We start from the raw sequence: 22,054 nt of genomic DNA, 5'->3' as shown, positions 1-22,054 counted from the left end.
AGAGGCTGCCAAAGCTGAGGCGAGGGCCGCCAGAGAGGATGTGGCGGACGCCCCAGATGCCCCGGACGCGCCGGATTTCGACGCGGTTGAGGTACAGAACTAGGCCAGCACGTTCCGAACGAACACGGCTGGCATACCCGAAGAAAACGTCCCGAGCGTTTGAGGGACGTATCGGCAATGAGTCGCAAGCCCTGAATAGACGCGGGGTTTGCGACTTTTTTTCGTATGGCGATCAAGAAACGCGCCAGACATACAGCGCATACCACGCCGTAAGGGCAACCCCCATCTCCATTCGTGCCCCTAGCCATCGGTCGGCTTTCTCCTGCGCGGGTTGACCCGGAGTCAGAAAGGACTAACTTACGTCTAGTGGGAAAAATTCCCACGAAAATTATTCTTAAGAAATTTTAAAGCTACGGGGTTGATCCCATGCCGCTCCCGGATTGCAACCTGATTGCGTTGGCTCAGCTCGTGGCAAATCACCTGGAGAATGCACGATGAACACTTACCTGCTTTTCAAGAGAGGGTTACTGGCGCTGGCAATCGGTGGCGTCCTTTCGGCTTCCATTGTTTTAGTACCAGATTCCATTTCCCATGACTCGAGTGCCTATGCCAAAGATGGTGGCGGTGGCGGTGGTGGTGGTGGTGGTGGTGGTGGTGGTGGTGGTGGTGGTGGTGGTGGTAATGGTGGCGGCGGTGGCGGTGGCGGTGGCGGCAACAGCGGTGGCGGTAATGGTGGCGGTGGAAACAGCGGCGGTAATGGCGGCAACAGTGGCCACAGTGGTAGCGACCATGGGAACGGGAATGGGAATTCAGGCCATGCCAGTTCCGGAAGCTCGAACTCCGGTCGCGGTGGTACCCACGCAGAAGCGGGTGACGACCACGGCAACCACGCCCGAGGCGAGCCCGGTGACGATCATGGCGTTCATGTTGGCGGTGAACCCGGTGACGACCACGGCGTCCACGTAGGCGGCGAGCCTGGTGACGATCATGGCGTCCACGCAGGCGGCGAGCCTGGTGACGACAATGGCAACCATGTTGGTGACGAACCCGGTGACGACAACAGCCGTATCTGACGCGGCTTGACGACCTCATACAAGACCCAGGGGGCCGGTTTTGTATGAGGTATGGCAAAAAATACGCGCTTGTGTTCATGGGATTATTTCCCACGCAGCTATACTGGGGTTAACTGTCTAGGAATGCGCTGAATGCAATCGTCTACCCTGCCCATGTCCCTTCTAAAAGCCCTGCGGCATGTCATGCGGCCGCTGGTTCGTTTGATGCTGCGCAAAGGCGTCACCTACCTGGTGTTCGCCGACCTGCTCAAAGAGGTTTTTGTCGATGTCGCGGACCGTGAGTTCCGTCTGGACGACAAGGCTCCAACCGACAGCCGTATCAGTCTGCTCACCGGTGTGCACCGCAAGGATGTACGGCGCTTGCGCAACACCAGCGACCCCGCTTCCTCCACGCTTCCGGCAAACGTCACCTTCGGTGCGCAACTGGTCAACGCCTGGTCCAGCGCGCCCTTTTGTGACAACGCGGGACAGCCACTGCCTCTGCCTCGATTGGCCAGTGTCGGTGGCGACCGCTCCTTCGATGCCTTGGTGGCGATGGTCAGCACGGACATCAGGGCGCGGGTGGTGTTGGACGAGTGGCTGCGCCTGGGCGTCGTACGTCTTGACGAACAAGAGTGCGTGCACCTCGAAGTCCAGGCCTTTGTGCCGCAAAAAGGCTTCGATGAGAAAACAGCGTACCTGGGGCATAACTTGCACGATCATGCCTGCGCTGCGGTACACAACCTGAGCAGCGAAGGTCCGGCCTTTTTTGAACGCAGCGTTCACTATGACGCACTGGCCCCGACGAGCGTCGAGGCGTTGCGCGAGGCCGTTGCCAGCGAGGGAATGCAGGCCCTGTTGAGCTTCAACCGACTTGCCGCCGAGCTGGAATTCCAGGACCTGCCCAGCCCTGAACCGCGCCAGCGCATCACGGTCGGCTTGTACTTCTACACTGAAGCTTCTGATCCCAATCCGCCAACAGCCCCTAAACCATGACCGTCCATGTGCGCCTGACTCGTGCAATCGCCCTCGTTCTGGGCCTCGGGCTTCCCATTGTGTTGCAAGCCGCCCCAGCCTGTGTCAGTCAGAATGATGCCGGCATAAGTGAAGTGCCGATCATCAATGCCCCGGGTGGCACCGGCGGCACGGGCGCAGCACCTGGCGGCATGGGTGGCACCGGCATCAGCACCGACAACGGTGGGGTCGGTGGTACCGGCGCACCGCTGAAAAAGCACCCTGGCGGCATTGGCGGCACCGGTGCCGTTGCAGGCGGTGTGGGTGGCACGGGCATCAGCAACGACAACGGCGGCATCGGTGGCACCGGCATTGTCGGCACCATCACCGGGTTCGCCTCGATTTGTGTCAATGGCGTGGAAGTGCACTTCACCCAAAACGTTCCGATCAGCGAGAACGGCGTTGCCGCCTCCAGTACCCACCTGGCGGTAGGCCAAGTTGTTGCCGTGGAAGCATTCAATTCCCGGCGTGGCCTGGAAGCCGGGCGCATTTCCATCTTGCACGTCTACGAAGGCCCCTTGACCGCTCTGCCACGCGATTCCATGCCCATGCGTGTCATGGGGCAACCGGTACGTCTGGCCAACGGTGCTCAAGTCGCTGCTGGTCTGCGTCCGGGTGATCCGGTACGGGTCAGTGGGCTGCGCGATGCTCGCGGCGAAGTAGTGGCCAGCCGCATCGACCGAGCGCCCGGCCTCAAGGAGGCCAGTGCTATCGGCTCGGTGGATCGCAGCGGCTATCTCGAGGGGCTCAAACTCGGCAATCAACCGCGCCCGGCGCAGGAAATGCTGGTACGCGGCCAGTGGACCGGCCGCGAGTTGGACGTCACCCAAAGCCGTCCCGACCCGAGCCTGCCCTTCAATGGCAGGGCACGCAATGCGGTGATCGAGGGCCTGGTACAGGGCCGACAGGACCGCCAATTGATGGTCGGTGGCTTTAAGGTGACGCTGGCGAACGACACCGTGTTTGTCGGTGTGCAGCCTTCGGGGCTGGCGCTGGATCGACGCGTGCGGGTCAGCGGCGTGTTCACCGGCGCGCGGGAGGTGCAGGCAACGCGCATCGAATTGCCCCGCGAGCGCGCCGATTCGCCGGCCAGCAACCGGCACGGACCTCCCGGCACCAGCGAGCAGAGCACGGACGATTCAAGTGGTTCGAGCAACTCGAGCGGCTCCGGTAACTCTGGCAACTCTGGCGGTTCGGGGAATTCAGGGAGTTCAGGGAGTTCAGGCAGTGACAGGAGCGGGCGCTCCGAGAGCGAGGGCAGCGTTGTCGACGATACTCGCCACGGGGGCAATGACAGTCATGGCGGTGGCGAGAAGACAGAGCGCGTGGACGTGGACAAGTCCGGTAAGTCAGAGCGTATCGAGAAGGTCGAGCAATCCGGCAAAGTCGAGAAGGTGGAGAGGGTAGAGAAGGTCGAAAAGGTCGAGCGTCCGGAGAAAGTCGAGAAAATTGATCGGCCAGAAAAAGTCGAGAAGGTAGAGAAAGTCGAGAAGGTAGAGAGGGTCGAGAAAGTCGAAAAGGTAGAGAAAGTAGAGAAGGTCGAGAAAATCGAGAAGGTTGAAAAAGTCGATCACTCTGGCAAATCGGGTTAAACCGTGCAGGCATGATGCACTATTGTCATAAGTAACTAGGCTGGGTAAGTCACGCAACTCAGCATGCGTGTGAACTTCGATGACGGAACACACGAGGTGAACATGGGCCCCAAGCGCATCCTGCTCGTCGGCTTGCTTGCCTGCCTGGCCATGCCAGTCCTGGCCGATACCTTCACGACCTCAATCGGAACCGACTACTCTCGAGGCGACTACGGTACCGGTACTACTTCTGAAACCTGGTATGTCCCGCTGGTGGGCAAATACGAAACCGGTCCCATGACCTACAAGCTCACGGTGCCCTGGCTGCGCATCACCAATCCTTCGGTCGGCCCTGATGGCGACCCGCTGCCCGGCGGTTGCGGCAAAGTGGAAAGCGGTCTGGGCGACACCGTTGCCGGTGCAAGCTATGCCGCGATTGATGGCAGCGTTGGCGGGTTGTTCGTGGACTTGATCGGCAAGGTCAAGCTACCCACGGCCGACGAAGACAAGTGCCTGGGCACCGGCAAAACCGACTATTCCGCTCAGGTCGATGTCGCCAAAGCCTTCGGTGCTGTGACCGGGTTTGCCACCCTGGGCTGGAAAAAATACGGTGACCCGTCGGACACCAACTTCGACAACCCGATATTCGCCGGCCTGGGCTTCGCCATGCCCGTGTTCGCGCGCACCACGGCGGGCGTGTCCTACGACTGGCGGCAAAAGGTCGTTTCCACGGGCGACCAGATCAAGGAACTCACTCTTTTTCTCACGCACAAGCTCAATCAGAACTGGAAGATTCAGTTGTATGCCGTCAAGGGTTTTTCCGACGCCAGCCCGGATGGCGAGGCTGGACTGTTGTTCAGCCACACCTACTGATTCCCCACGGGTCCAGGCGCAGCGGTGGGCTTAGGCAGCGCCAGTGAGGCTCATCAGATCGTCTGATCCGCATACTGTGGACTGCTATACTTTTTTCAGATTGCATGAAGTGTGCGACGTTCCTCGCGGTACATCGACTGCAAATCTCAGTTAGCGGCTGCCGGACAGAGGAGGTCTACAGCAAACTCGAGATGGGAGGTGTGACATGAATCGGCACTATTACATCAGTGACAATCTCAACGATCTTGAAACTGTTGAAAATGAACTGGAAGCCAGCGGCATTAATTCCGAACAAATTCATGTGCTCAGTGAAGAAGTTGCTGAAGTTGAAGAGCATCACCTCCACGAAGTTAATTCGTTAATGAAACAAGATACGGTTCACTCTGGAGAGATTGGTGCGGTGGTCGGAGTGCCTCTCGCGCTGCTGATCCTGGGTGGCGCCTATTGGATGGGGTGGACCGAATCCGCCGCCGGCTGGGTGCCGTTTATCTTCCTTGCCATTGTTGTATTTGGCTTTTGCATCTGGGAAGGCGGATTGTTTGGTATCCAGGTGCCGAACGCTCACTTCCGCAGCTTTAAACAGATAGTTGAGGAGGGCAAACATGTCTTCTTCGTTGATGTCGAACCGCATCAGGAATCGGTTCTGGACCGGGTAATCGAGCATCATCCAACGCTGATGGTCGCCGGCATGGGAGCGGCAGCCCCCCACTGGACAGTGGCCTGGCAGCACAAATGGCATCAGTTCAAGCGAGTAATATCGGGTTAGCTCCCGCAGACTCCGGGCCATCCGAAAGCTATTTCCGAAAGCCATTTATTGGCCGAAGGATATGACCCGGCTGAGGAAAACATAGTCTGCCTCGCTGGCCATCAGCCCGACGAGCACCAGTAAACACAACGGTGGCACCAATATCGCGTAGACCATGGCCAGCCGCTCCCAAGCCATATGCATGAAGATGGAGACAATTAAACCCGCCTTCAACAACATGAACGTGATAATCAGGGACCACCGAAGGTAACCATGGAAGTGGAAATAGTCGACAAGGTACGACAGCGTGCTGAGGACGAATAACAGCCCCCAGATCTTAAGGTACAAACTGATTGGATGTTGCTGACCCTGAGCATGTGCCATCACCCGTGCTCCTCTACCATAAATAGAAGAAAGCAAAAATAAATACCCACACCAAATCCACGAAGTGCCAGTAAAGCCCGGCTATCTCGACATTCTGATAGTTTCCGGAGCGCTCATAATCTCCCCGAAATACTTTCAGCGCGACAATGCTGAGGTAGATGGCGCCGATCGATACATGCAGTCCGTGAAAACCGGTAATCATGAAAAAGCTGGCACCAAATTGCGCCGCCCCCATGGGATTCCCCCACGGACGCACGCCTTCTGCGATGAGCTTGCTCCATTCAAATGCCTGCATGCCGACGAACGTCACACCCAAGGCTGCAGTCGTCAGCATCAGGGCCGTGGTTTTCGCGCGATCACGGCGATAGGCGAAGTTAACGGCCATAGCCATGGTGCCGCTGCTACTGATCAGTACAAAGGTCATGATGGCGATCAGAATAAGCGGGATTTCTCTACCGCCGATCGTCAATGCGAACACTTCACTGGGGTTCGGCCAGGCGGTGGTGATGGTCATGCGTACCGACATGTAGCCGGTCAGGAAACAGGTGAATATAAACGTATCGCTGAGCAAGAATATCCACATCATCGCCTTGCCCCAGGGCACCTGCTTAAAGGCCTCTCTATCCGAGGACCAGTCGCTGGCGATGCTCTGCCATCCCGGTGCAGGCGGCGAGCCTGGTGGATTGGAAGAACTGGATTCGACTGGGGCTTGTGGGTGCGATGCCATGGCTTTTCACCTCAGGCCGCAGAATCTGGCAATGGCGTCATAGGTTTGAGGCGTGCTGGCCAGCAGTGCGAATAGCACGAACCAAAGACCCAGTAAGTAATGCCAATAGATGGCACAGAGCTCTACGCTGGCGCTCAGTTGCGCCAATGGCACATGACGCAGGAATTTAGCGACGATCCAGCACCAGGCGATCAGCCCGCCCAGCAGGTGGAGCCCATGCAGGCCGGTCAACAGGTAGAAGAAACTGTTGGCCGGGTTGCTGGCGACAAAGTAGCCCCAGGCGACAAACTGTTGCCAGACCCAGAGTTGCCCGGCCAGAAAGGCCATTGCAAAGACGCCCCCCAATGTAAAACCAATGACAGTAGCGATCAGTCGAGCCTGTCGGGCGGTCATGCGTGACCACTGCAGTGCGATGCAACTCAACACCAGAAAAGCCGAATTCAGCCAGAGTGGACGGAGATTGCCTAACGGCGCCAAAGGCTCTGTCAGGGGGAGCCAGTCGGCCATTTGCGAACGGGCAATAAAGGCGATCAGGAAGAGAAAGAATAACGAACTCACCACCACCAGAAACAAGCGCAGGCCGACTCTTGCGGTTTGCCTTCTGTCGGCGCCCTCGGTGGCGTGAATACCCTCAGGGCCGCGACTCCAACTACCGCCGGGGTCAGAGCGGTCGGCGTTTCTCAATAGCAGCCTGTTCATGTCTTGGCGTCCGCTATTTTAGTTCCGGCACCGAGTTGTCGCATGTGCTCCAGCTCCTCGGCGGAAACCGTTTGCGGAACGAAGTCCTGCTCTATCCCCGGCACACTGTAGTCATAGGCCCAGCGATGCACGACCGGCAACTTCTCTCCCCAGTTACCGTGTTTCGGCGGGGTGTCCGGCGTTTGCCATTCCAGGCTGGCCGCGCCCCAGGGATTACTGCCTGCGGGCTTACCCTTGAACACACTCCAGGCCATATTGAACAAGAACAGCAGCTGGGAAACCCCGACAGTCAGTGCGACCACCGTAATGAAGGCATTCAATTCTTGCGCGGACTGCGGGATGAACGCGTAGTTTTCATAGGCGTAGTAGCGGCGCGGCATGCCCTGGAAACCCAGGTAGTGCATGGGGAAGAAGATGGCGTAGGTGCCCAGAAAGGTAATCCAGAAATGCAGCTTGCCCAGGGTGTCGTTCCACATGCGCCCAGTGACTTTCGGGAACCAGTGATAAATGCCGCCGAACACCACCAGAACCGGCGCGACCCCCATGACCATATGAAAATGGGCTACGACGAAATAGGTGTCCGAGAGCGGTATATCCACGATCACATTACCGAGAAACAATCCGGTCAGACCGCCGACCAGGAAGGTGACGATAAAGGCCAGGGCAAACAGCATCGGCACGGTCAGGTGAATGTCGCCCTGCCACAGGGTCAGTATCCAGTTATAGACTTTCAGCGCGGTCGGCACCGCGATAATCAAGGTGCTGATGGCGAAAAAAAAGCCAAAGTACGGGTTCATTCCGCTGACATACATATGGTGCGCCCAGACCACAAAACTGAGCACGCCAATTGCAATAATGGCCCACACCATCATTCGGTAACCGAAGATGTTTTTACGCGCATGCGTGCTGATCAAGTCGGAGACCAGGCCAAATGCCGGGAGAGCAACGATGTAGACCTCCGGGTGGCCAAAGAACCAGAACAGGTGCTGGAATAATATCGGGCTGCCACCTTGGTGATTGAGCTGCTGCCCCAGAGAGATCATCGCCGGCATAAAGAAGCTGGTGCCCAACAGCTTGTCAAACAGCATCATGACCGCACTGACAAACAATGCCGGGAAGGCCAGCAAGGCCATGATCGAGGCCATGAAGATGCCCCATACCGAGAGTGGCATGCGGAACAATGTCATACCGTGCGTGCGCGCCTGCAACACCGTGGTGACGTAGTTCAACCCGCCCATGGTGGCCGCGACAATAAAAATAGCCAGTGAGATGAACATCAGGACAATGCCCCACTCGACCCCCGGTGTCCCCTGGCTAATGGACTGTGGCGGATAGAGCGTCCAGCCCGAACCAGTGGGGCCGCCAGGGACAAAAAAACTGCTGAGCAACACCAGTACCGCCACCAGGTAAAACCAGTAGCTGAGCATATTGACGTAGGGGAAGACCATGTCGCGGGCGCCCACCATCAGCGGGATCAGATAGTTGCCGAAGCCACCCAGAAACAAGGCCGTCAGCAAGTAGATAACCATGATCATGCCGTGCATGGTCATCGCCTGATAGTAAGTACTGGCGTCCATGAACGACAAACTACCGGGGAAGCCTATCTGCATGCGCATCAAGTCGGACAACACCAAAGCGATAAGACCCACGAACAGAGCCGTCAAGGAGTATTGAATGGCTATGACCTTGTGGTCCTGACTCCAGATGTATTTGGTCAGGAAACTTTTGGGTTCGTGCAGTACTTCTGTTTCGGCATGCTCCGCATAGGCCATCACGTCATCCTCCTGCTGAAGTTTCAGTGTGTTTCTGGCTCCTTACGGCTGCTTTCCTGGCTCCGCTTTGCTCGTATCAGTTTCGGTGTTCGCTTTGGATTTGATAAAGGCGATCAGTGCGTTCAAGTCCTTATCACTCGGAGCAAAGGCCGGCATGACGGCTGCAAAGCCTTTGACGATTTTTGCGTTGGGATGAAGAACCGACTCTTTTAGATAGCCCTCATCGACCTTTACACTCGTATCGTCGGCGAGGGTTTCTGTCTTGCCATACAGGCCCAGCCAACTGGGGCCCACGCCCTTGGTGCCATCAACGCTGTGGCAGGCCAGGCAGCCAAGCGACCCGGCCAGCCGCTGACCCTGAGCCGCCAGGTCTTCACCTGGGGCCGATGCTTCGCCGGTCGAAGGTTCATCGCCTTGCTGCGCAGCACCCAGTGACTTGATCAGGGCGATGACAGCACCCAGTTCATCGTCATTGAGAGTATAGGCCACCATCACCGGCGGGTAGCCCTGTACCAGTCGGGCCTTCGGATCGAGAATCGACTCTTTCAGGTAGGCCTCGTCGACTTGCACACGGGTGCCATCGGCGAGTTGTTCAGTGCGGCCGTACAGCCCCTTCCATCCCGGGCCGAGACTGGCAGTACCATCCTGGCTATGGCAGGCCTTGCAGCCATGTTGTTCGACCAACTGGCGGCCTTTTTCCAGCACGCTGTCCCGACTCGGCTTAGCAGCGGTCGTTAATGTCTGCGCAAAAGTCGGTTGGCCTTTTAGCCATTGATCGAAGACGTCCTGTTCTACCACGATCATATGACCGCGCATGTTGTAATGCCCTACGCCACAATACTCAGCGCAAAGGACTTCATAGTTCCCGGTTTTAGTTGGCGTAAACCAAAAGTACGACACCATGCCGGGCACCATGTCCATCTTGCTGCGAATTTGCGGTACATAGAAATCGTGCAGCACATCTTTTGAGCGCAGTAAAACTTTCACCGGCTTGTCGAGTGGAAGGTGAACTTCATTGTTTATTACAAGCACATCGTCCTGCCCTGCAGGATCCTTGGGGTCAAGGCCAAAGGGATTGGCGGAATCAATAAACCTGACATCCGATTTGCCCAGCTTTGCGTCTTGGCCGGGGAAACGAAAGGCCCACTGCCACTGCTGGGCGACCACTTCAAGTTCGTAAGCATTTTTCGGCACCCGGATGAAATCGTTGTAAACAACCAGACCTGGCGCCAACATCGCGGCAATACCTACGGAAGTAACGATGATTAACCAAAATTCCAGTTTTTTACTTTCTGGCTGGTAGGCCGCCCTGACACCCTCCTTGTGACGAAAGCGCATCACCGCTACAGCCATGAATACCGTGATGGCAATAAAAAATATCCCGCAAATAATCAGGGTGATGAACAGGGTGGTGTCTATGGAGCCCCAGTTGGAAGCGGCCGGTGTCGCCTGCCAGGGCGCTAGTATGTCGAATAGCACTGACGCAATAACGATTAGTATCAGGACAATTGCTATTGCCATTTCCTCTTCATCCTATTCCTGTTGTTCATTGGTTATGCAAAAGCATCGCCACTGACATCCAAGCAGGGAAGACAAATACCACCCGTCCGGGTGGCAAAGTCAGTAAGAAGTATAGAACCATCGGGTTGTACCGTGAGGCTGGCAAGCGAGGCCCGGCGACCAGCTATACTGAATTTCTGATGACGGACGGCAGGGTTCGGCCAGAAGCGGCGCCAAAAAAGACGAACTCTGCCCTTGTGCAGTCATCAAACGTAAGTGATGGCATTGAGCAGGGACGATAGCTACAGAGTCCAGCAATCCACATGGGAGGTTTCGTCATGAGTGCCCTGACGATCGAAGGCTGGTGCAAAACCAGCGGCGCCCAAAAGTCCACCCCGATGGGGGAAGTCCATTTCTACGTCGACGGACCTCTCCATCTCCGTCTGGAAGAGGCCGAAGAGCGCTTGCAGAAGACCCAAGAGCCTGAAGCCATGGTCGATGTCGATATGAGCTCGATGGAGTTAAGAATGCCCGAGGGATACGCCCCCTTGTCCGACTGCCAGATGCGTGTCTATCTGCAGCACAAACGCGGACAGTTCCATATGGTCGGGCACCGAGCGAGCGATGGCAGCTTGATCTATACCAACGCGGTTTTGATTGATCAGCTGATTGAGTAGTGGCTACGTGATGCTCGGCATCGGTCTTTCTCTTCGGGGGGAGGGCGGTGCCGAGTGTGACCGTATAGACCTTCAGTCGTAAGGAATACAACCGGGTGGCGCATGATCCGAGTCGAGCCGATTGTCGACTCGCGCAAAGACGTGCGCTCATCCCCGGCGCGCTATCGACCCCCCGGTTTAGCGGGGTCGCCCACAGGTCATATTTCATCGATAAACGGTTTTACAACTCACCGATTGATTGATCCAGGTTACTGCACGGCCGAATAAGTATTGACCTGACTGTTTCGTACCAACAGACTTTTCTTCTTTTGTGTATTTCTTAAGGTCTGTCTGATGCGTAAATCATTCTCCATCGTTGCAATTAGCCTTCTTGTATCGCAGTACTCCCTCGCCGGCGAAACTACCAACACGGCTATCGGTGGCGGTGTCGGCGGCGCCCTTGGAAGCGTGGTCGGTCAGGCCATGGGCGGTAGCACGGGCGCCGCGATCGGAGCGGGAGTAGGTGGCGCGGCTGGGGGCGCAATGACGGCGAAGAGCGGCAAGAAGACTGAATCAGCTATTGGTGGGGGGCTCGGGGCAGCGGGTGGCCAGGTGATTGGCAACAGCGTCGGTGGCTCAACCGGTGGCCTGATCGGCGCTGGACTGGGCGGTGCTGCAGGGGGGGCTGTCGGCAACAATATGGCCGATGACAACGACCAACACAGTTCTGACTACAAGCATAAGAATAAAAATAAGGATAAACATAAACACAAGCATGGCGATTGATCGCGGGTGCAGAGTCAGAACTAGTGGAAACTTTGTTTCAACCAGGGGGGCGGGCATAACCTTCCCCCTAGGGGCGTCTTTTAGGCCGTGGAGTGGTGGTCTTCAACGAATCGGGCTGTAATCACGGGGAGTTTGCGTAAAACGCGGCATGTCCACATACGCGACGCCACCCCCGGTTTCGGCGTGAGTCCCCCCCCACTAATGAGCGCCATTCCCCGGCAGCATTCGCGTCTCCATCAACACACTATTTCAGCCAGTGGCCAATGTGTGCGGGGCGTTCAGTTCATCGCACATGTTTGCCGCAGTGCTGGCAAAGTAATTGCTACGTCAGCTTATCCCATCCACCAAAGGCGCAGAGTCGGGAAGCTTTGGAGCTGAAAGTACCCCCGTTGAGTGATTACATATAACCATCGGTTTGCGTCATAAAATTCCCCTGGCTACTCAATAGAAGTGCCGCAGTCATCCTCTGCAACCGTCTAGGGGGAATTCTTATGAATCACTCTAAACGTACGTGTACACCGGCAGCGTTGCGCTGGTTATCGGCCTTGATGGTTCTATGGGTAATGTGCGCCGGCTCTTGCACGGCCTCGTTCAATGTCTCGGCTGGCGTCAAGCTGGCCCTTGTCGGCTTGAGTATTTCGCTCACGATATTGTTCATACTGTTTTTCCTGGTGATCAAACCTTTCGTTCGCCGTTTTTTGTGCTTTCTGGCTTGCCTGCTTACGGTCACTCTGGTCGTGGCCGATGAACCTCAGGGCAATGACACTCAAGCCAATGAGAAGTGGCTGGAGCCGGAACGCTCCAAGCTCATGCATGTGAATGGTGGGATGCCGTTCTTTCCGCACCGGGCCAATACCACTGGCAACCTGGTTTTGAATGTTAAGGACTTCGACAATGCCCAGGTATGTGGCGCTTGCCATACGGAGATTTACAAGCAGTGGCGCTCCTCGATGATGTCCCAAGCCTGGGATGAGCCCATCTATCGAGCCTTGCTCAAGCGTGCGAGTTCGGCCACCGACGGGAAGGTCGATAACTTCTGCACCGGCTGCCATACCCCGATTGGTCTCACGACCGGTCAGATCACTTCGGAAATCAACCGCTCATCGATTGAAGACAGCACCCAACATCATCCAATGCCCGGGGTCGATTGCGAGACCTGTCACAACATCAGTGCCCGCACGGGCCTCGATAACGGCGCTTATGTCTTGAGCCCTCGAGCGCACGGTAAACCCACCAAGTTCGGCCCGCGTAAAGATGCCGTTTCGCCTTATCACGACACCGTGTATTCCGCTCTGCACACGCGCTCGGACTTTTGCGGCACTTGTCACAACGTCACGCACCCGTTCAGCAGTGTGGCGGTCGAGCGAACCTATGACGAATGGCAGGAGAGTGCCTACAGCCTTAACGATGTAACCTGCCAGAGTTGCCATATGCAGGGTTTTGCGGGTAAGGCCGCGATCATGGGGCCGGACCGCGAGCAAGTCGCCTCGCATTGGTTCAGCGGAGCCAACGCCATGATGCTCAAGCACCTCGGTCAGGACGAGGGTGCGCAACGCGCGCGCGACATGCTCGTGCGTGCGGCGCAAATACAATTCCAGCAACTGCCGGCAACTGTCATTCCCGGGCAATACACCTCGGTTGCGGTCAAAGTTGCGAATGTCGGCGCAGGGCACAAGCTACCGACCGGCTTTCCAGAGGGACGGGAGATGTGGATTGATTTCCGGGTACTGGATGCCAGTGGTCGCGAGCTCTATCGGCTGGGTTCGATCAAGGACGGCAAGACCGAGGACAACACCCGAAACTTCAAAGTGCACATTGGCGACAAGGACGGCAATCCGTTGGACGTCGAAGTCTGGAATGCCACGCAAATTCTCTCGGACAACCGCATTCTGCCCAAGGGCTACGATATTGGGGAGTTCTCCTTCCTGGTGCCGGCCGACGCCGTCGGGCCGATCACCGTGACTGCCGAACTGAACTACTGGCCGTTTTCGCAGAAGCTGGCCGACTACCTGCTCGGCAAGGATCAGTTGCAGGTGGAAATTACCCAGATGGCCAAGGTCACGCAGAGCGTTCCTCTCTCGACCAGCCTGCCAGTCGCCAAGGCGGACACTGCGCACTTTTAGCTGCACAGTGTCGAGGTCCAGCGGGGGCTGATCTCTATATACGCCTTGCCGAAGGAGAGGGACGTTAGAGGAGGGTTCGTTGCACAGCAATCGACGCATGGCAAACGGTCGCGGACGTTATGAAGCCTTGACGATCTGCGGCGGGCTCCACGTTCCTTTGCCAGGCGGCAAGATGGAAGGCGCCTGCGTCTTCGGCCAATAGAGACGCATCACCAGGTAGATCCGATCATTCGGTGCGGGCAGCCAGTTGCTTTCCTTGTCCACGCCGGGTGAGTTTTTCTGCAGGTAGAGCGTTAGTGAGCCGTCCGCATTCTTCTTCATACCGGGCAACATTGGTGAGTTGATGAGGTAGCGATTGATCGGGTTTTCGATCAGCAATTGCGTCTTGCCGTCGTACATCGTCACTGACCAGAAGGCATTAACCGGTGGAAGTTGTCCGGCAGCAAAGGTGATCGTGTAGTTGTGCTTGCTGCCGTCGAGCGGTTCGCCATTTGGCAAGGTATTGGCCAGCGAGTACGTGGCCTCATCGGCATCGTTGGCGTATATGCCTGCTTGCGCAACAGCAGCACGGTTGAGCCAGTCGCCATTGTAGAAGGCGTTGTCGCCGCCGGCACCGACAACGTTCCAGCCATTAATCCTGGTGCCCAGATTTTTAATCCCTTCCTCAACCTTTGCATACCCAGCCTGCAGGCCTTGAACCACCGCGGTTTTCTGTTCGGCGGACAGGTTCTGGAAGTTGAAGTCCTTGCCGACGCCGATTCGGGCAAGTTTCTCGCGGATCGCTACTTCGTCCGGTGTGGCCGGGTCGAACTGCAAGGCAAAGCCCAGATACTTGAAGAAGTCAGTCTTCACCAGGTCTTTATCGATCTTCGGGAAATCAATCGCGGGTGCTGCAGGTGGCGCGGGCTGCTGGAGATAAGCGGAAAGCGGCTGCACCATCACTGTCTGTCGGTATCATCGCCTGCGTCCTACGCTTTGACGTGTTCAAAGAACAGTGAGAAATCACTATGATTCCCGGTCGCAAAGGGCAGCATCCGATCCAGGGAGGACACACCCTGCACCGATACGCTGCCTAAATACGACTAGAAGTAACCTGCGTCATGACTGACGCGATTCACCGTTCGCACCGCTAAAATTTTCGAATGTTACGCCGATGCGCGAGAACACCTGCCACACGAAGAGCAGCACACTGAAACCGATGAGAATTGATGCGAACGCAATCAATGGCTCGACTGAGGGGAAGCCCTTGATACGCAGTGTCAGTGCGCCGAGCATCACCGGTACGCCAACGTTGTACGTCCAGAACTGTGCGCTAGCGATGCGTCCTTCAGTGATTGACGGGTGCAACGTGCCGAACAGCCCGAACAGTGCCATCGACATCCACCCCAACAGATTGATATGGGCATGTACCGCGAAGAGTGAATGGTCGCCGGAAGCGCCCATCGTCACGCCCAGCGCCACGCCACTGGCAAAGTAGAGGGCCGCGAGCCGAAACCAGGTCCGTGAACGGGGATTGTGATTCATGGCATTCACCTCATGCGCCCTGAGGCGCGCTCAGTTGCTGAAAAAACGATGTGGAATCGTTATGCCCGGCGCGCCGATTGTGCTTCGCAAAGCGCCATTGGCATATCCTGCGTTGCGTGTCTATTATGAGACTTAAGTCTCATTACAAGACGGAGTATCATTTATTCCATGCCGACCTCGAAGTCAAGCCCGCCTGTCCGTGATACTGATACGCAAGGCCGCGCCAACCAGCGGCAACGCACGCGTCAAGCGCTGATCGATGCCGCCATCGCCTTACGCGACGAGGGCCACAACCCGACTGTCGCGCAAGTCGCCGAGCGCGCGATGGTGTCGCGGGCCACGGCGTATCGTTACTTTCCCTCGCCTGAGGCGTTGATCAGCGAGACGGCGGCCGATCGCGACATGACGCCGCTGGAGAACCTCTGGCGGCCGGGAGACGATCCGGTAAAGGGCATCGGCCTGGCGGCGAACGCGTTGAACACACTGCTGCTCGACGACGAGATTGGCCTGCACGTGATGGAACGCTCGTTCATGACGGTGTGGCTCGAAACGGAACCCCACGAACCCTTGCGGCCGGGACGACGCATGAGCTACATCGAGCCGATTGTCGACTCGCTGAAAGACGTGCTCTCACCCCGCGCACGCAAGCGACTGAAACAGGCACTGTCGATCGTGATCGGCACCGAAGCGTTGATCGCCGTGCGCGATATCGGTGGCGCGAGCATCGAAGAATCGCTCGACACCTGCGTTTGGGCCGCTCGAGCGCTCGTCCGCCAGGCGCTGGCGGAGGATGAGCCGGCGCGGCAAAAGCGCAAGGCTGTGTCCGCAATATTGCGAAAGTGAACCCGCATTTCACTGGGGGCGCACTCGAGTAGCCCGTCGACGCAAGTCCAGGCGGGGCCGGTGCTGCCGCTGTATGTGCCTGATCGAAGAAGAGCGACGGTTGGTCGAATGAATGATGAATCCGGGTGAATGAGACTGTCTGTTTTTTGATGGGCGTAGCGGCCTTTTAAAACAATGGGTTGGGGTACAGAGGTTCAGAATCCCCACGTCGTGATTGCTTACTGACGATCGAAATTTATCCGACCTAAGTCTGATTTCTTGACGCCCGGAGCCTTGGACACTCGACGGATAACCAGCGGGGTCCCTGGTTCCCTGCTATTAATCAATGAGTGTTCGAGTGCTAATCCTTTCGGGAGCGCGTTATGAGTCCATCCATTCGCATCGGCATTGCCGACGATCATCCTTTGTTGCGTGAGGGCGTTGCCAATACGTTGAAAAGGCGGGCGGATCTTCAGGTCGTGGAGCAGGGCGCCAATGCGGAGGAAGCCAGGGATATTGCGGTGAGGGTTCGTCCGGACGTGATGTTGATGGACGTCAATATGCCGGGCGATGTTTTCGCCGCGGTACGATTCATTGCCACTGAGCTGCCGGAAGTGAAGGTGCTGATGCTGACCGTTTCGGAATCCGAAGATGACGCCTTTTCGGCACTGGAGGCCGGCGCGCGCGGGTATGTGTTGAAAGGTGTCAGTGGACCGGAACTGGTCCTGGCGATCAGGTCGGTTGCCAAGGGCGAGTCATACATCACCCCCGAATTCGCCAATAAACTGCTCAATAACATCAAGAAACACAAAGCGGAAAATCAAACGTTTGATCTCACCCCTCGCGAGGAGGAAGTCATTTGTGAAGTTTCAAAGGGGCTGACCAATAGAGAGGTTGCGTCAAAGCTGTCGATCAGCGAAAAAACCGTCAAGCATCACATGGGCTGCGTGATGCAGAAACTGCACGCCCGAAATCGTGTCGAAGCGGTCACGGCCCTACGGCATTACAGGGCGCACGAAGCTGTCGGGCGGCTTCACATCGACGCAGGGAAAACACAAGCGGATGCCGGGAATGGCTCCTGACTAGATCTTGAACTGTGCATTGACCGACGTACCCGAGGCGCAAGAGTCGATGCTGAACAACCCGCCCAGCGATTCAACGCGATAACGCAAACCGGCGAGCCCCAATCGGGTTCTGCCGGATGTCTCGAGCAGCATGGCGTCCTCCGTCATGCCGGGACCCCTGTCCCTGACGCTGATATTCAATACTTCATCAATGTATTGCGCCTGGATGACCTGACCCTCGCCGTTGGCATGACGGTAAGCGTTGTTGAGGGCTTCTTGCACAAAACGGTACAAACAGAGTTTGAGTGGTAGTGACGCGGCCTTCGGTAGTCGCCCCAGGGCTAACGTGACCTTGGTGCCCGTGCGTTGCTCGTGCCGTTGCGCCACCAATTGCAACTCTTCCACCAGGCTCAAATCGTTGATTTCCGGAAGTGCCAGGCCTCGTGATAGTTCGCGGACCTCCCGCAATGCGTCGGTAGCGGCGCCACGAATGGTTTCCATCGACTCCTGATCGACCGCGGAGCAGTTTTCGGCCAAGTCGTCGAGCCGGATCAGAATCAAGGTCAATAACTGCGCCGGCCCATCGTGCAGGTCTGCACCAATGCGCCGCAAGGTGAGTTCGTTGACCCGGGAAAACTCCTGGGTCGCCGTCGCCATCTTGCGCTGGAGTTCGACATTGCTGACGTGTAAACGGGTTTGCTCCTGCAGCCGTAAGTGCAGTGCCACTTGTTGGCGCTGGATAATCTTGTCACCGCGTCGCACGATGAAGAAAAGCAGCGTCAGCATTGCCAGCGTCGCGGCGCCGACAACCTCCCATACCTGCTGTCGGACACGATTGATCTCGCGCTTGAGGCTCTCGGCCTTTTCATAAAACTCGCCCACCGCGATGACTTTCCTGGAGTTTGAATCCCGCAGAGGCGCGTAGATCTCATAGAGCGGCAGGTTGAGCTTGCGTTCGAACTCGTTCTCCTGCTGGCTCAGCTCTTCAAGGTCGGTGACCACTTTGCCTTTGAATGCCTCGGTGATCTCATCCACGGGGAATTGGTGGTTGGTGATGGCTTTATTCGTGCTGTAGACAACTGTGCCATCCGCCCGCCAGATCTTGATCGAAACAATGTGCTGTTTTAGCGCACGACTTTGCGTGAGGCGGTCCAGGGCCTGGACACTTTCAGCCGAGAGGTTGTTGTCCCGGCTCATCTCCTGCACATAGGGCTCCAGAAACGTGTCCATGTACTGAGCAGCGGCTTCTGCCGCGCTATGTACCGCGGCACCTTCTATTCGTAGGCTCACCAAATTGCCGACGAAGAACATGGTCAGTCCCAGGATCACCGCAGCGGCAATGACAAACTGGGTCGAGTGACTCAGATTGCGCGCCTGGACTCTGATTCGTCTGTGCCAGATAGGGGAGGGGGCGCTCAGCGCCTCAGCCTCTTGCGCGATAAACGTCTCGTTTTTGGATTCGACTTTTGCATCGTTTGCCATCGATTGGGTTCCCTGAACATCCTGATAGGTCGATTGGACAACCCTGCAACTCACTGTTTGTAGCCAATTTGTCGCAACAGATTCTTGCGCCACTGAATGTCTTCATCGCCTTCAATGTCATTGGCACAAAAGCCATCCACTACGCCCAGGATTGCTCGCCCTTGTTCCGTCTCAGCGAGAATCACCTCGGTTGGATTGGCTGTTGCACAAAAGATACGGCAGACCTCTGGAACCATTTTGATGGTGTTTAACACGTTCAGCGGATAGAAACCGTCGCCCAGGAAAATGATGAAGCTATGGCCTGCGGCGATGGCTTTCGCATTCTTCTGTGCAAGTTCAATCATTGGGGTATCGGTGCCGGACCATCGCACCAGGCATTTGCCAGAGGCTTCACAAAAGGCCACACCAAACTGGATACCTGGTACAGCATTGACCAGCGCTTCGTGGATGTCCTCGACGGACTTGATGAAGTGCGTCTGACCTAAAATGAAGTTCGTCACTTCCGGTTTATCGATTTTCAACGTGATGAGTTGCATCTCAAACCCCTCCATTCACGAAGTCGTTACCAGCGTCTGGCAACACACCAAGCATAGCTACTCATTTGTTATTGCTCCGGCCACTGACGGTTTCTGGCCGTTTGCTACCTGTTGTGAGGGGTTGCAATCGACCAACGTCAGACGGACTTGTCGTCCTGATGGTCGTGACTGGGCGTTGTTATCGAACCTGGACTTTCGATCGGATCACCCACAACCCCAAAAAAGTCAAAACAGCAAAGCCCCCTCCCATCAAGAAGGTCGCTTGGTAGCCTGCCGTATCCCATAGCGCCCCCGCGATGACACTCGCCATCAGCAAGGCCAGTCCGGTCAACAAATTGAACATGCCAAATGCCGTCCCACGCAGTTCAGCCGGCGCGCAATCGGCGATGAGGGCGGCGAATATCCCCTGGGTAAACCCCATGTGCAGCCCCCATAGAACGACGCCGACGACCAGCCCCGCGATACCCGGCACAAACGCCAGCGTCAAATCGGCAGCCATCAGAAATATCAGACCTATGCCGAGCACCGGCACACGGCTGACACGATCAGACAATGCCCCGGCGGGATAGGCTGACAGCGAGTACGCCACTGCCATCAGGACCAGTACCGCTGGCGCCCACATCGGCGCCAGCCCAACAGCCTGGCCGCGCAGGATCAGAAAGGCCTCGCTGAATCGCGCCAGGGTGAACACCGAAGCGACACCCACCACCCACCAGTAACCGGCGCCCAGTCGGGCCAGTTCCCGCCGACTCAAGGGCGTACGCACCCGTTGCGGCCCTTGCACTTGTCTGGGCTCATGAACGAACAAAAGCAGCACAGCGACGGCGAGGAAGGCCGGGATGACAGCCACCCAGAACACGGTCTGGAAGTGGTTCGCGGTCAGCCACATCAAACCAATCGCCAGCAACGGCCCCAGGAATGCACCAACGGTATCCAGCGTCTGACGCAGGCCGAAAGCCGCCCCGCGTACCGCGGGTGGTGTGATGTCGGCCACTAATGCATCGCGCGGGGCACCGCGAATCCCTTTGCCGATACGGTCGATAAAGCGAGCCCCGGTCAGCCAGTCCAGCGAGCCCGCCAAAGGAAAGATTGGTTTGGACAGCGCCCCCAGTCCATAACCCAGCGCCGCCAGCAGCTTGCGTTTGCCCAATCGATCACTGAGCGCCCCGGAGAATACCTTGGTGATCGAGGCTGTAGCCTCGGCTATTCCCTCGATGAGACCCACCGCCAGGACGGAGGTACCCAGTACTGTCACCATGTAGAGCGGCAACAATGCATGGATCATCTCTGAGGAGATGTCCATCAGCATCGAGACGAAGCCGAGCGCCCAGATGCCACCAGGCAGGGTGCGCCAGACATTGCCGGTTGACGCCTTCTGGATTGGCGCAGTAGTGGAAGTACCGCCCGACTTGTCAGTGGTTTTCATCATGAGCCTCACACTCCTTTAGCCGCGTCGGCAGGATGCCAGAGGAGGGAGAAAAAAAGCTGAAAGGTTTGTAACGGTCAACTGTGGATGAACGTCCAGAGATCAGTACTCAGTTTGTCGATAGCGGCTTTAAAGTCCTTAGTGGTGATGCGCTGGCTCTCGTTCTCTAGCTGGCTGCCGAATACCTTGCGTACCACTTTGGCCATGGTCTGATTGGTTCTCGCGTCAATGAACTCGGCTTCGAAGTAGATATTCGTGTCTTGATCCCGGTGCCCGGTGGCAGCCTGTGTCGCTCCGACAACGGCTGCGATCGGCATCACTTCATACCACTTCATGCCTTCGTTCGAGGCACTGACGCCCGTGATCGCCGCACGCAGGATCAGGGGGCGTGAGCCGGCCGGTGCAGCGGCCGCGTTAGATACCCTCCGGTATTTCTGGCCCAGCACGATTTTGGCCTTCCTGGACATGTAGTCCTGCAATTCGACCAGCGTCTGCTGATTGACTTGTTCATTGGGCTTCGGCGCGGGGTAAAACTCCAGCGTTCTGAACGCGATGGTGTCATACGCATTCGGGTTCCAGGACGGGCTCACCCAGCGCATTGCCTTCTCACCGGTGGCGGTGGTCACTTCTTCCAGGTTGTTGTAGTTGGACAGGAAGCCGGAGTACTGCTCGCGCTCAGTGACCTGGGAGGTGCAACCGCCAAGTAGCAGGCTGGCCATTGCAACGCCAACAAACAGTTTATGGGCCGGGGTCATAGTGAATTCACTCCTTGGAGCCAGGACTAATTACAGGACTCAGTTACAGCCTTCTCGGTGCGTTTGATTTCCTGCTTGATGTCCGTGGTTATTCGCTGTTCTTTGAGTTGTTGTTCGAGAAAATGCTGACTCCCCAGGTTTTTCAGTTCTGCATCGGTCGCTGCGTCCTTTGCCTCCAATTTTGCGGCGTGTGCGTCTATGACCGCTTCAACCTCCGCGTCATTGTTTGCGGTATCCAACGCGCTGACTAATTCGTCCACCTCAGAACTCTCCGCCTCGGCGTAAGCTTCCATAGACAGCCCCGCAGTCATCGCTCGTGCTCGAGTTTCCAGGGTTTTCATATGCTGCTGTACTGACCTGCACAGGGCCTCCTTTCGCTCGTTCTCGAACGATTTCCACTCCATGAACCTCTGCGTTGTTACACCCATCACCGTGATGATGACGGCGGCCCCAATCAATCCGGCTCTCACGTTTCGCAACCTCAACAAGATTTTGTGAGTGGTTACCTTAAATCTACTCGAGAAATTAAAAAGCGTAGCAGGA

At 56.9% G+C, this 22,054-nt stretch carries 23 protein-coding genes; 10 read left to right on the top strand and 13 right to left on the bottom strand.

What is annotated here, in order from left to right:
* Positions 1-494 precede the first annotated feature (494 nt).
* The 5 genes from LOY55_RS19815 (at position 495) to LOY55_RS19795 (ending at position 5,276) form a co-directional block, all read left to right on the top strand.
* Complete coding sequence (locus LOY55_RS19815) at positions 495-1,073, top strand: hypothetical protein (RefSeq protein ID WP_408980959.1); 579 nt, start codon at positions 495-497, stop codon at positions 1,071-1,073.
* Positions 1,074-1,205: 132 nt separating this feature from the next.
* Positions 1,206-2,048, top strand: coding sequence for a DUF6502 family protein (locus LOY55_RS19810; RefSeq protein WP_046032449.1), 843 nt, complete (start codon positions 1,206-1,208; stop codon positions 2,046-2,048).
* Complete coding sequence (locus LOY55_RS19805) at positions 2,045-3,658, top strand: DUF5666 domain-containing protein (protein ID WP_223524315.1); 1,614 nt, start codon at positions 2,045-2,047, stop codon at positions 3,656-3,658. Before LOY55_RS19810 ends, LOY55_RS19805 begins: the two co-directional genes overlap by 4 nt.
* A 102-nt stretch (positions 3,659-3,760) precedes the next feature.
* Positions 3,761-4,510, top strand: a complete 750-nt coding sequence (locus LOY55_RS19800; protein ID WP_046032447.1) for a hypothetical protein — start codon at positions 3,761-3,763, stop codon at positions 4,508-4,510.
* A 205-nt stretch (positions 4,511-4,715) separates the two neighbouring features.
* Positions 4,716-5,276 carry a hypothetical protein gene (locus tag LOY55_RS19795; protein ID WP_046032446.1) on the top strand — a complete coding sequence of 187 codons (561 nt, stop codon included), beginning with the start codon at positions 4,716-4,718 and terminating at the stop codon, positions 5,274-5,276.
* 45 nt (positions 5,277-5,321) lie between these two features.
* Here LOY55_RS19795 and LOY55_RS19790 read toward each other — a convergent pair whose 3' ends face one another.
* From LOY55_RS19790 to LOY55_RS19770, 5 genes are read right to left on the bottom strand one after another with little or no spacing between them, the layout of a single operon-like run.
* Entirely contained in the window at positions 5,322-5,639 is a 318-nt protein-coding gene (locus tag LOY55_RS19790) for a cytochrome C oxidase subunit IV family protein (RefSeq protein WP_046032445.1), read from the bottom strand.
* Between the two features lie 13 nt (positions 5,640-5,652).
* A complete protein-coding gene (locus LOY55_RS19785) occupies positions 5,653-6,366 on the bottom strand; it encodes a heme-copper oxidase subunit III family protein (RefSeq protein ID WP_046032444.1) in 714 nt (237 codons plus the stop codon).
* A 6-nt stretch (positions 6,367-6,372) separates the two neighbouring features.
* Positions 6,373-7,065 carry a cytochrome c oxidase subunit 3 gene (locus tag LOY55_RS19780; RefSeq protein WP_223524313.1) on the bottom strand — a complete coding sequence of 231 codons (693 nt, stop codon included), beginning with the start codon at positions 7,063-7,065 and terminating at the stop codon, positions 6,373-6,375.
* Complete coding sequence (ctaD, locus tag LOY55_RS19775) at positions 7,062-8,837, bottom strand: cytochrome c oxidase subunit I (RefSeq protein ID WP_109788118.1); 1,776 nt, start codon at positions 8,835-8,837, stop codon at positions 7,062-7,064. Before ctaD ends, LOY55_RS19780 begins: the two co-directional genes overlap by 4 nt.
* Positions 8,838-8,879: 42 nt before the next feature.
* Positions 8,880-10,358, bottom strand: coding sequence for a cytochrome c oxidase subunit II (locus LOY55_RS19770; protein ID WP_223524310.1), 1,479 nt, complete (start codon positions 10,356-10,358; stop codon positions 8,880-8,882).
* Between the two features lie 317 nt (positions 10,359-10,675).
* Between LOY55_RS19770 and LOY55_RS19765 the strand changes: the two genes are divergently transcribed.
* Together LOY55_RS19765 and LOY55_RS19760 are read left to right on the top strand one after the other, a co-directional pair.
* Entirely contained in the window at positions 10,676-11,014 is a 339-nt protein-coding gene (locus tag LOY55_RS19765) for a hypothetical protein (RefSeq protein WP_223524308.1), read from the top strand.
* A 333-nt stretch (positions 11,015-11,347) separates the two neighbouring features.
* Positions 11,348-11,779, top strand: a complete 432-nt coding sequence (locus tag LOY55_RS19760) for a glycine zipper domain-containing protein (protein ID WP_223524305.1) — start codon at positions 11,348-11,350, stop codon at positions 11,777-11,779.
* Positions 11,780-12,275: 496 nt separating this feature from the next.
* On the opposite strand, the gene LOY55_RS19755 is transcribed toward LOY55_RS19760, so the two are convergent.
* Positions 12,276-12,437, bottom strand: coding sequence for a hypothetical protein (locus tag LOY55_RS19755; RefSeq protein WP_258666442.1), 162 nt, complete (start codon positions 12,435-12,437; stop codon positions 12,276-12,278).
* Between the two features lie 79 nt (positions 12,438-12,516).
* On the opposite strand from LOY55_RS19755, the gene LOY55_RS19750 reads away from it, so the two are divergent.
* The gene (locus tag LOY55_RS19750; RefSeq protein ID WP_258666439.1) at positions 12,517-13,902 is read left to right on the top strand and encodes a cytochrome c family protein; all 1,386 of its coding nucleotides are present in this window, start codon (positions 12,517-12,519) and stop codon (positions 13,900-13,902) included.
* A 117-nt stretch (positions 13,903-14,019) separates the two neighbouring features.
* Here the strand turns inward: LOY55_RS19750 and LOY55_RS19745 are convergent, their stop codons facing one another.
* The gene (locus LOY55_RS19745; protein ID WP_223524302.1) at positions 14,020-14,841 is read right to left on the bottom strand and encodes a DUF1254 domain-containing protein; all 822 of its coding nucleotides are present in this window, start codon (positions 14,839-14,841) and stop codon (positions 14,020-14,022) included.
* A gap of 159 nt (positions 14,842-15,000) precedes the next feature.
* Positions 15,001-15,426, bottom strand: a complete 426-nt coding sequence (locus LOY55_RS19740) for a hypothetical protein (protein WP_223524299.1) — start codon at positions 15,424-15,426, stop codon at positions 15,001-15,003.
* A 168-nt stretch (positions 15,427-15,594) separates the two neighbouring features.
* Between LOY55_RS19740 and LOY55_RS19735 the strand changes: the two genes are divergently transcribed.
* Together LOY55_RS19735 and LOY55_RS19730 are read left to right on the top strand one after the other, a co-directional pair.
* A complete protein-coding gene (locus LOY55_RS19735; protein WP_223524296.1) occupies positions 15,595-16,269 on the top strand; it encodes a TetR/AcrR family transcriptional regulator in 675 nt (224 codons plus the stop codon).
* A gap of 362 nt (positions 16,270-16,631) precedes the next feature.
* The gene (locus tag LOY55_RS19730) at positions 16,632-17,330 is read left to right on the top strand and encodes a response regulator transcription factor (protein ID WP_223524293.1); all 699 of its coding nucleotides are present in this window, start codon (positions 16,632-16,634) and stop codon (positions 17,328-17,330) included.
* On the opposite strand, the gene LOY55_RS19725 is transcribed toward LOY55_RS19730, so the two are convergent.
* The 5 genes from LOY55_RS19725 to LOY55_RS19705 form a co-directional block, all read right to left on the bottom strand.
* Positions 17,331-18,794, bottom strand: coding sequence for a sensor histidine kinase (locus LOY55_RS19725; protein WP_223524324.1), 1,464 nt, complete (start codon positions 18,792-18,794; stop codon positions 17,331-17,333).
* Between the two features lie 50 nt (positions 18,795-18,844).
* On the bottom strand, positions 18,845-19,330 hold the full coding sequence (locus tag LOY55_RS19720; protein ID WP_046032433.1) for an adenosine-specific kinase: 486 nt from the start codon (positions 19,328-19,330) through the stop codon (positions 18,845-18,847).
* A gap of 178 nt (positions 19,331-19,508) precedes the next feature.
* On the bottom strand, positions 19,509-20,756 hold the full coding sequence (locus tag LOY55_RS19715) for an MFS transporter (RefSeq protein WP_046032617.1): 1,248 nt from the start codon (positions 20,754-20,756) through the stop codon (positions 19,509-19,511).
* Positions 20,757-20,833: 77 nt separating this feature from the next.
* Positions 20,834-21,511: a DUF3313 domain-containing protein gene (locus tag LOY55_RS19710; RefSeq protein ID WP_223524289.1), complete on the bottom strand. Its 678-nt coding sequence runs from the start codon at positions 21,509-21,511 to the stop codon at positions 20,834-20,836.
* 26 nt (positions 21,512-21,537) lie between these two features.
* Positions 21,538-21,981, bottom strand: a complete 444-nt coding sequence (locus LOY55_RS19705; RefSeq protein WP_175648994.1) for a hypothetical protein — start codon at positions 21,979-21,981, stop codon at positions 21,538-21,540.
* Between the last annotated feature and the right edge of the window lie 73 nt (positions 21,982-22,054).

It is taken from the genome of Pseudomonas sp. B21-040 (assembly GCF_024748695.1).
Lineage (GTDB): Bacteria > Pseudomonadota > Gammaproteobacteria > Pseudomonadales > Pseudomonadaceae > Aquipseudomonas.
The sequence above is the reverse complement of the archived record's forward strand: the minus strand, read 5'-3'. Positions and strand labels throughout refer to the sequence as shown.

Excerpts from the sequence above, each read along its gene's own strand:
- LOY55_RS19760 (WP_223524305.1), top strand. The coding sequence starts at position 11,348 with ATGCGTAAATCATTCTCCATCGTTGCAATTAGCCTTCTTGTATCGCAG.
- LOY55_RS19785 (WP_046032444.1), bottom strand. The coding sequence starts at position 6,366 with ATGGCATCGCACCCACAAGCCCCAGTCGAATCCAGTTCTTCCAATCCA.
- LOY55_RS19725 (WP_223524324.1), bottom strand. The coding sequence starts at position 18,794 with ATGGCAAACGATGCAAAAGTCGAATCCAAAAACGAGACGTTTATCGCG.
- LOY55_RS19715 (WP_046032617.1), bottom strand. The coding sequence starts at position 20,756 with ATGAAAACCACTGACAAGTCGGGCGGTACTTCCACTACTGCGCCAATC.
- LOY55_RS19710 (WP_223524289.1), bottom strand. The coding sequence starts at position 21,511 with ATGACCCCGGCCCATAAACTGTTTGTTGGCGTTGCAATGGCCAGCCTG.
- LOY55_RS19800 (WP_046032447.1), top strand. The coding sequence starts at position 3,761 with ATGGGCCCCAAGCGCATCCTGCTCGTCGGCTTGCTTGCCTGCCTGGCC.
- LOY55_RS19735 (WP_223524296.1), top strand. The coding sequence starts at position 15,595 with ATGCCGACCTCGAAGTCAAGCCCGCCTGTCCGTGATACTGATACGCAA.
- LOY55_RS19815 (WP_408980959.1), top strand. The coding sequence starts at position 495 with ATGAACACTTACCTGCTTTTCAAGAGAGGGTTACTGGCGCTGGCAATC.
- LOY55_RS19765 (WP_223524308.1), top strand. The coding sequence starts at position 10,676 with ATGAGTGCCCTGACGATCGAAGGCTGGTGCAAAACCAGCGGCGCCCAA.
- LOY55_RS19780 (WP_223524313.1), bottom strand. The coding sequence starts at position 7,065 with ATGAACAGGCTGCTATTGAGAAACGCCGACCGCTCTGACCCCGGCGGT.
- LOY55_RS19770 (WP_223524310.1), bottom strand. The coding sequence starts at position 10,358 with ATGGCAATAGCAATTGTCCTGATACTAATCGTTATTGCGTCAGTGCTA.
- LOY55_RS19810 (WP_046032449.1), top strand. The coding sequence starts at position 1,206 with ATGCAATCGTCTACCCTGCCCATGTCCCTTCTAAAAGCCCTGCGGCAT.
- ctaD (WP_109788118.1), bottom strand. The coding sequence starts at position 8,837 with ATGGCCTATGCGGAGCATGCCGAAACAGAAGTACTGCACGAACCCAAA.
- LOY55_RS19790 (WP_046032445.1), bottom strand. The coding sequence starts at position 5,639 with ATGGCACATGCTCAGGGTCAGCAACATCCAATCAGTTTGTACCTTAAG.
- LOY55_RS19740 (WP_223524299.1), bottom strand. The coding sequence starts at position 15,426 with ATGAATCACAATCCCCGTTCACGGACCTGGTTTCGGCTCGCGGCCCTC.
- LOY55_RS19730 (WP_223524293.1), top strand. The coding sequence starts at position 16,632 with ATGAGTCCATCCATTCGCATCGGCATTGCCGACGATCATCCTTTGTTG.
- LOY55_RS19755 (WP_258666442.1), bottom strand. The coding sequence starts at position 12,437 with ATGAACAATATCGTGAGCGAAATACTCAAGCCGACAAGGGCCAGCTTG.
- LOY55_RS19805 (WP_223524315.1), top strand. The coding sequence starts at position 2,045 with ATGACCGTCCATGTGCGCCTGACTCGTGCAATCGCCCTCGTTCTGGGC.
- LOY55_RS19745 (WP_223524302.1), bottom strand. The coding sequence starts at position 14,841 with ATGGTGCAGCCGCTTTCCGCTTATCTCCAGCAGCCCGCGCCACCTGCA.
- LOY55_RS19720 (WP_046032433.1), bottom strand. The coding sequence starts at position 19,330 with ATGCAACTCATCACGTTGAAAATCGATAAACCGGAAGTGACGAACTTC.
- LOY55_RS19795 (WP_046032446.1), top strand. The coding sequence starts at position 4,716 with ATGAATCGGCACTATTACATCAGTGACAATCTCAACGATCTTGAAACT.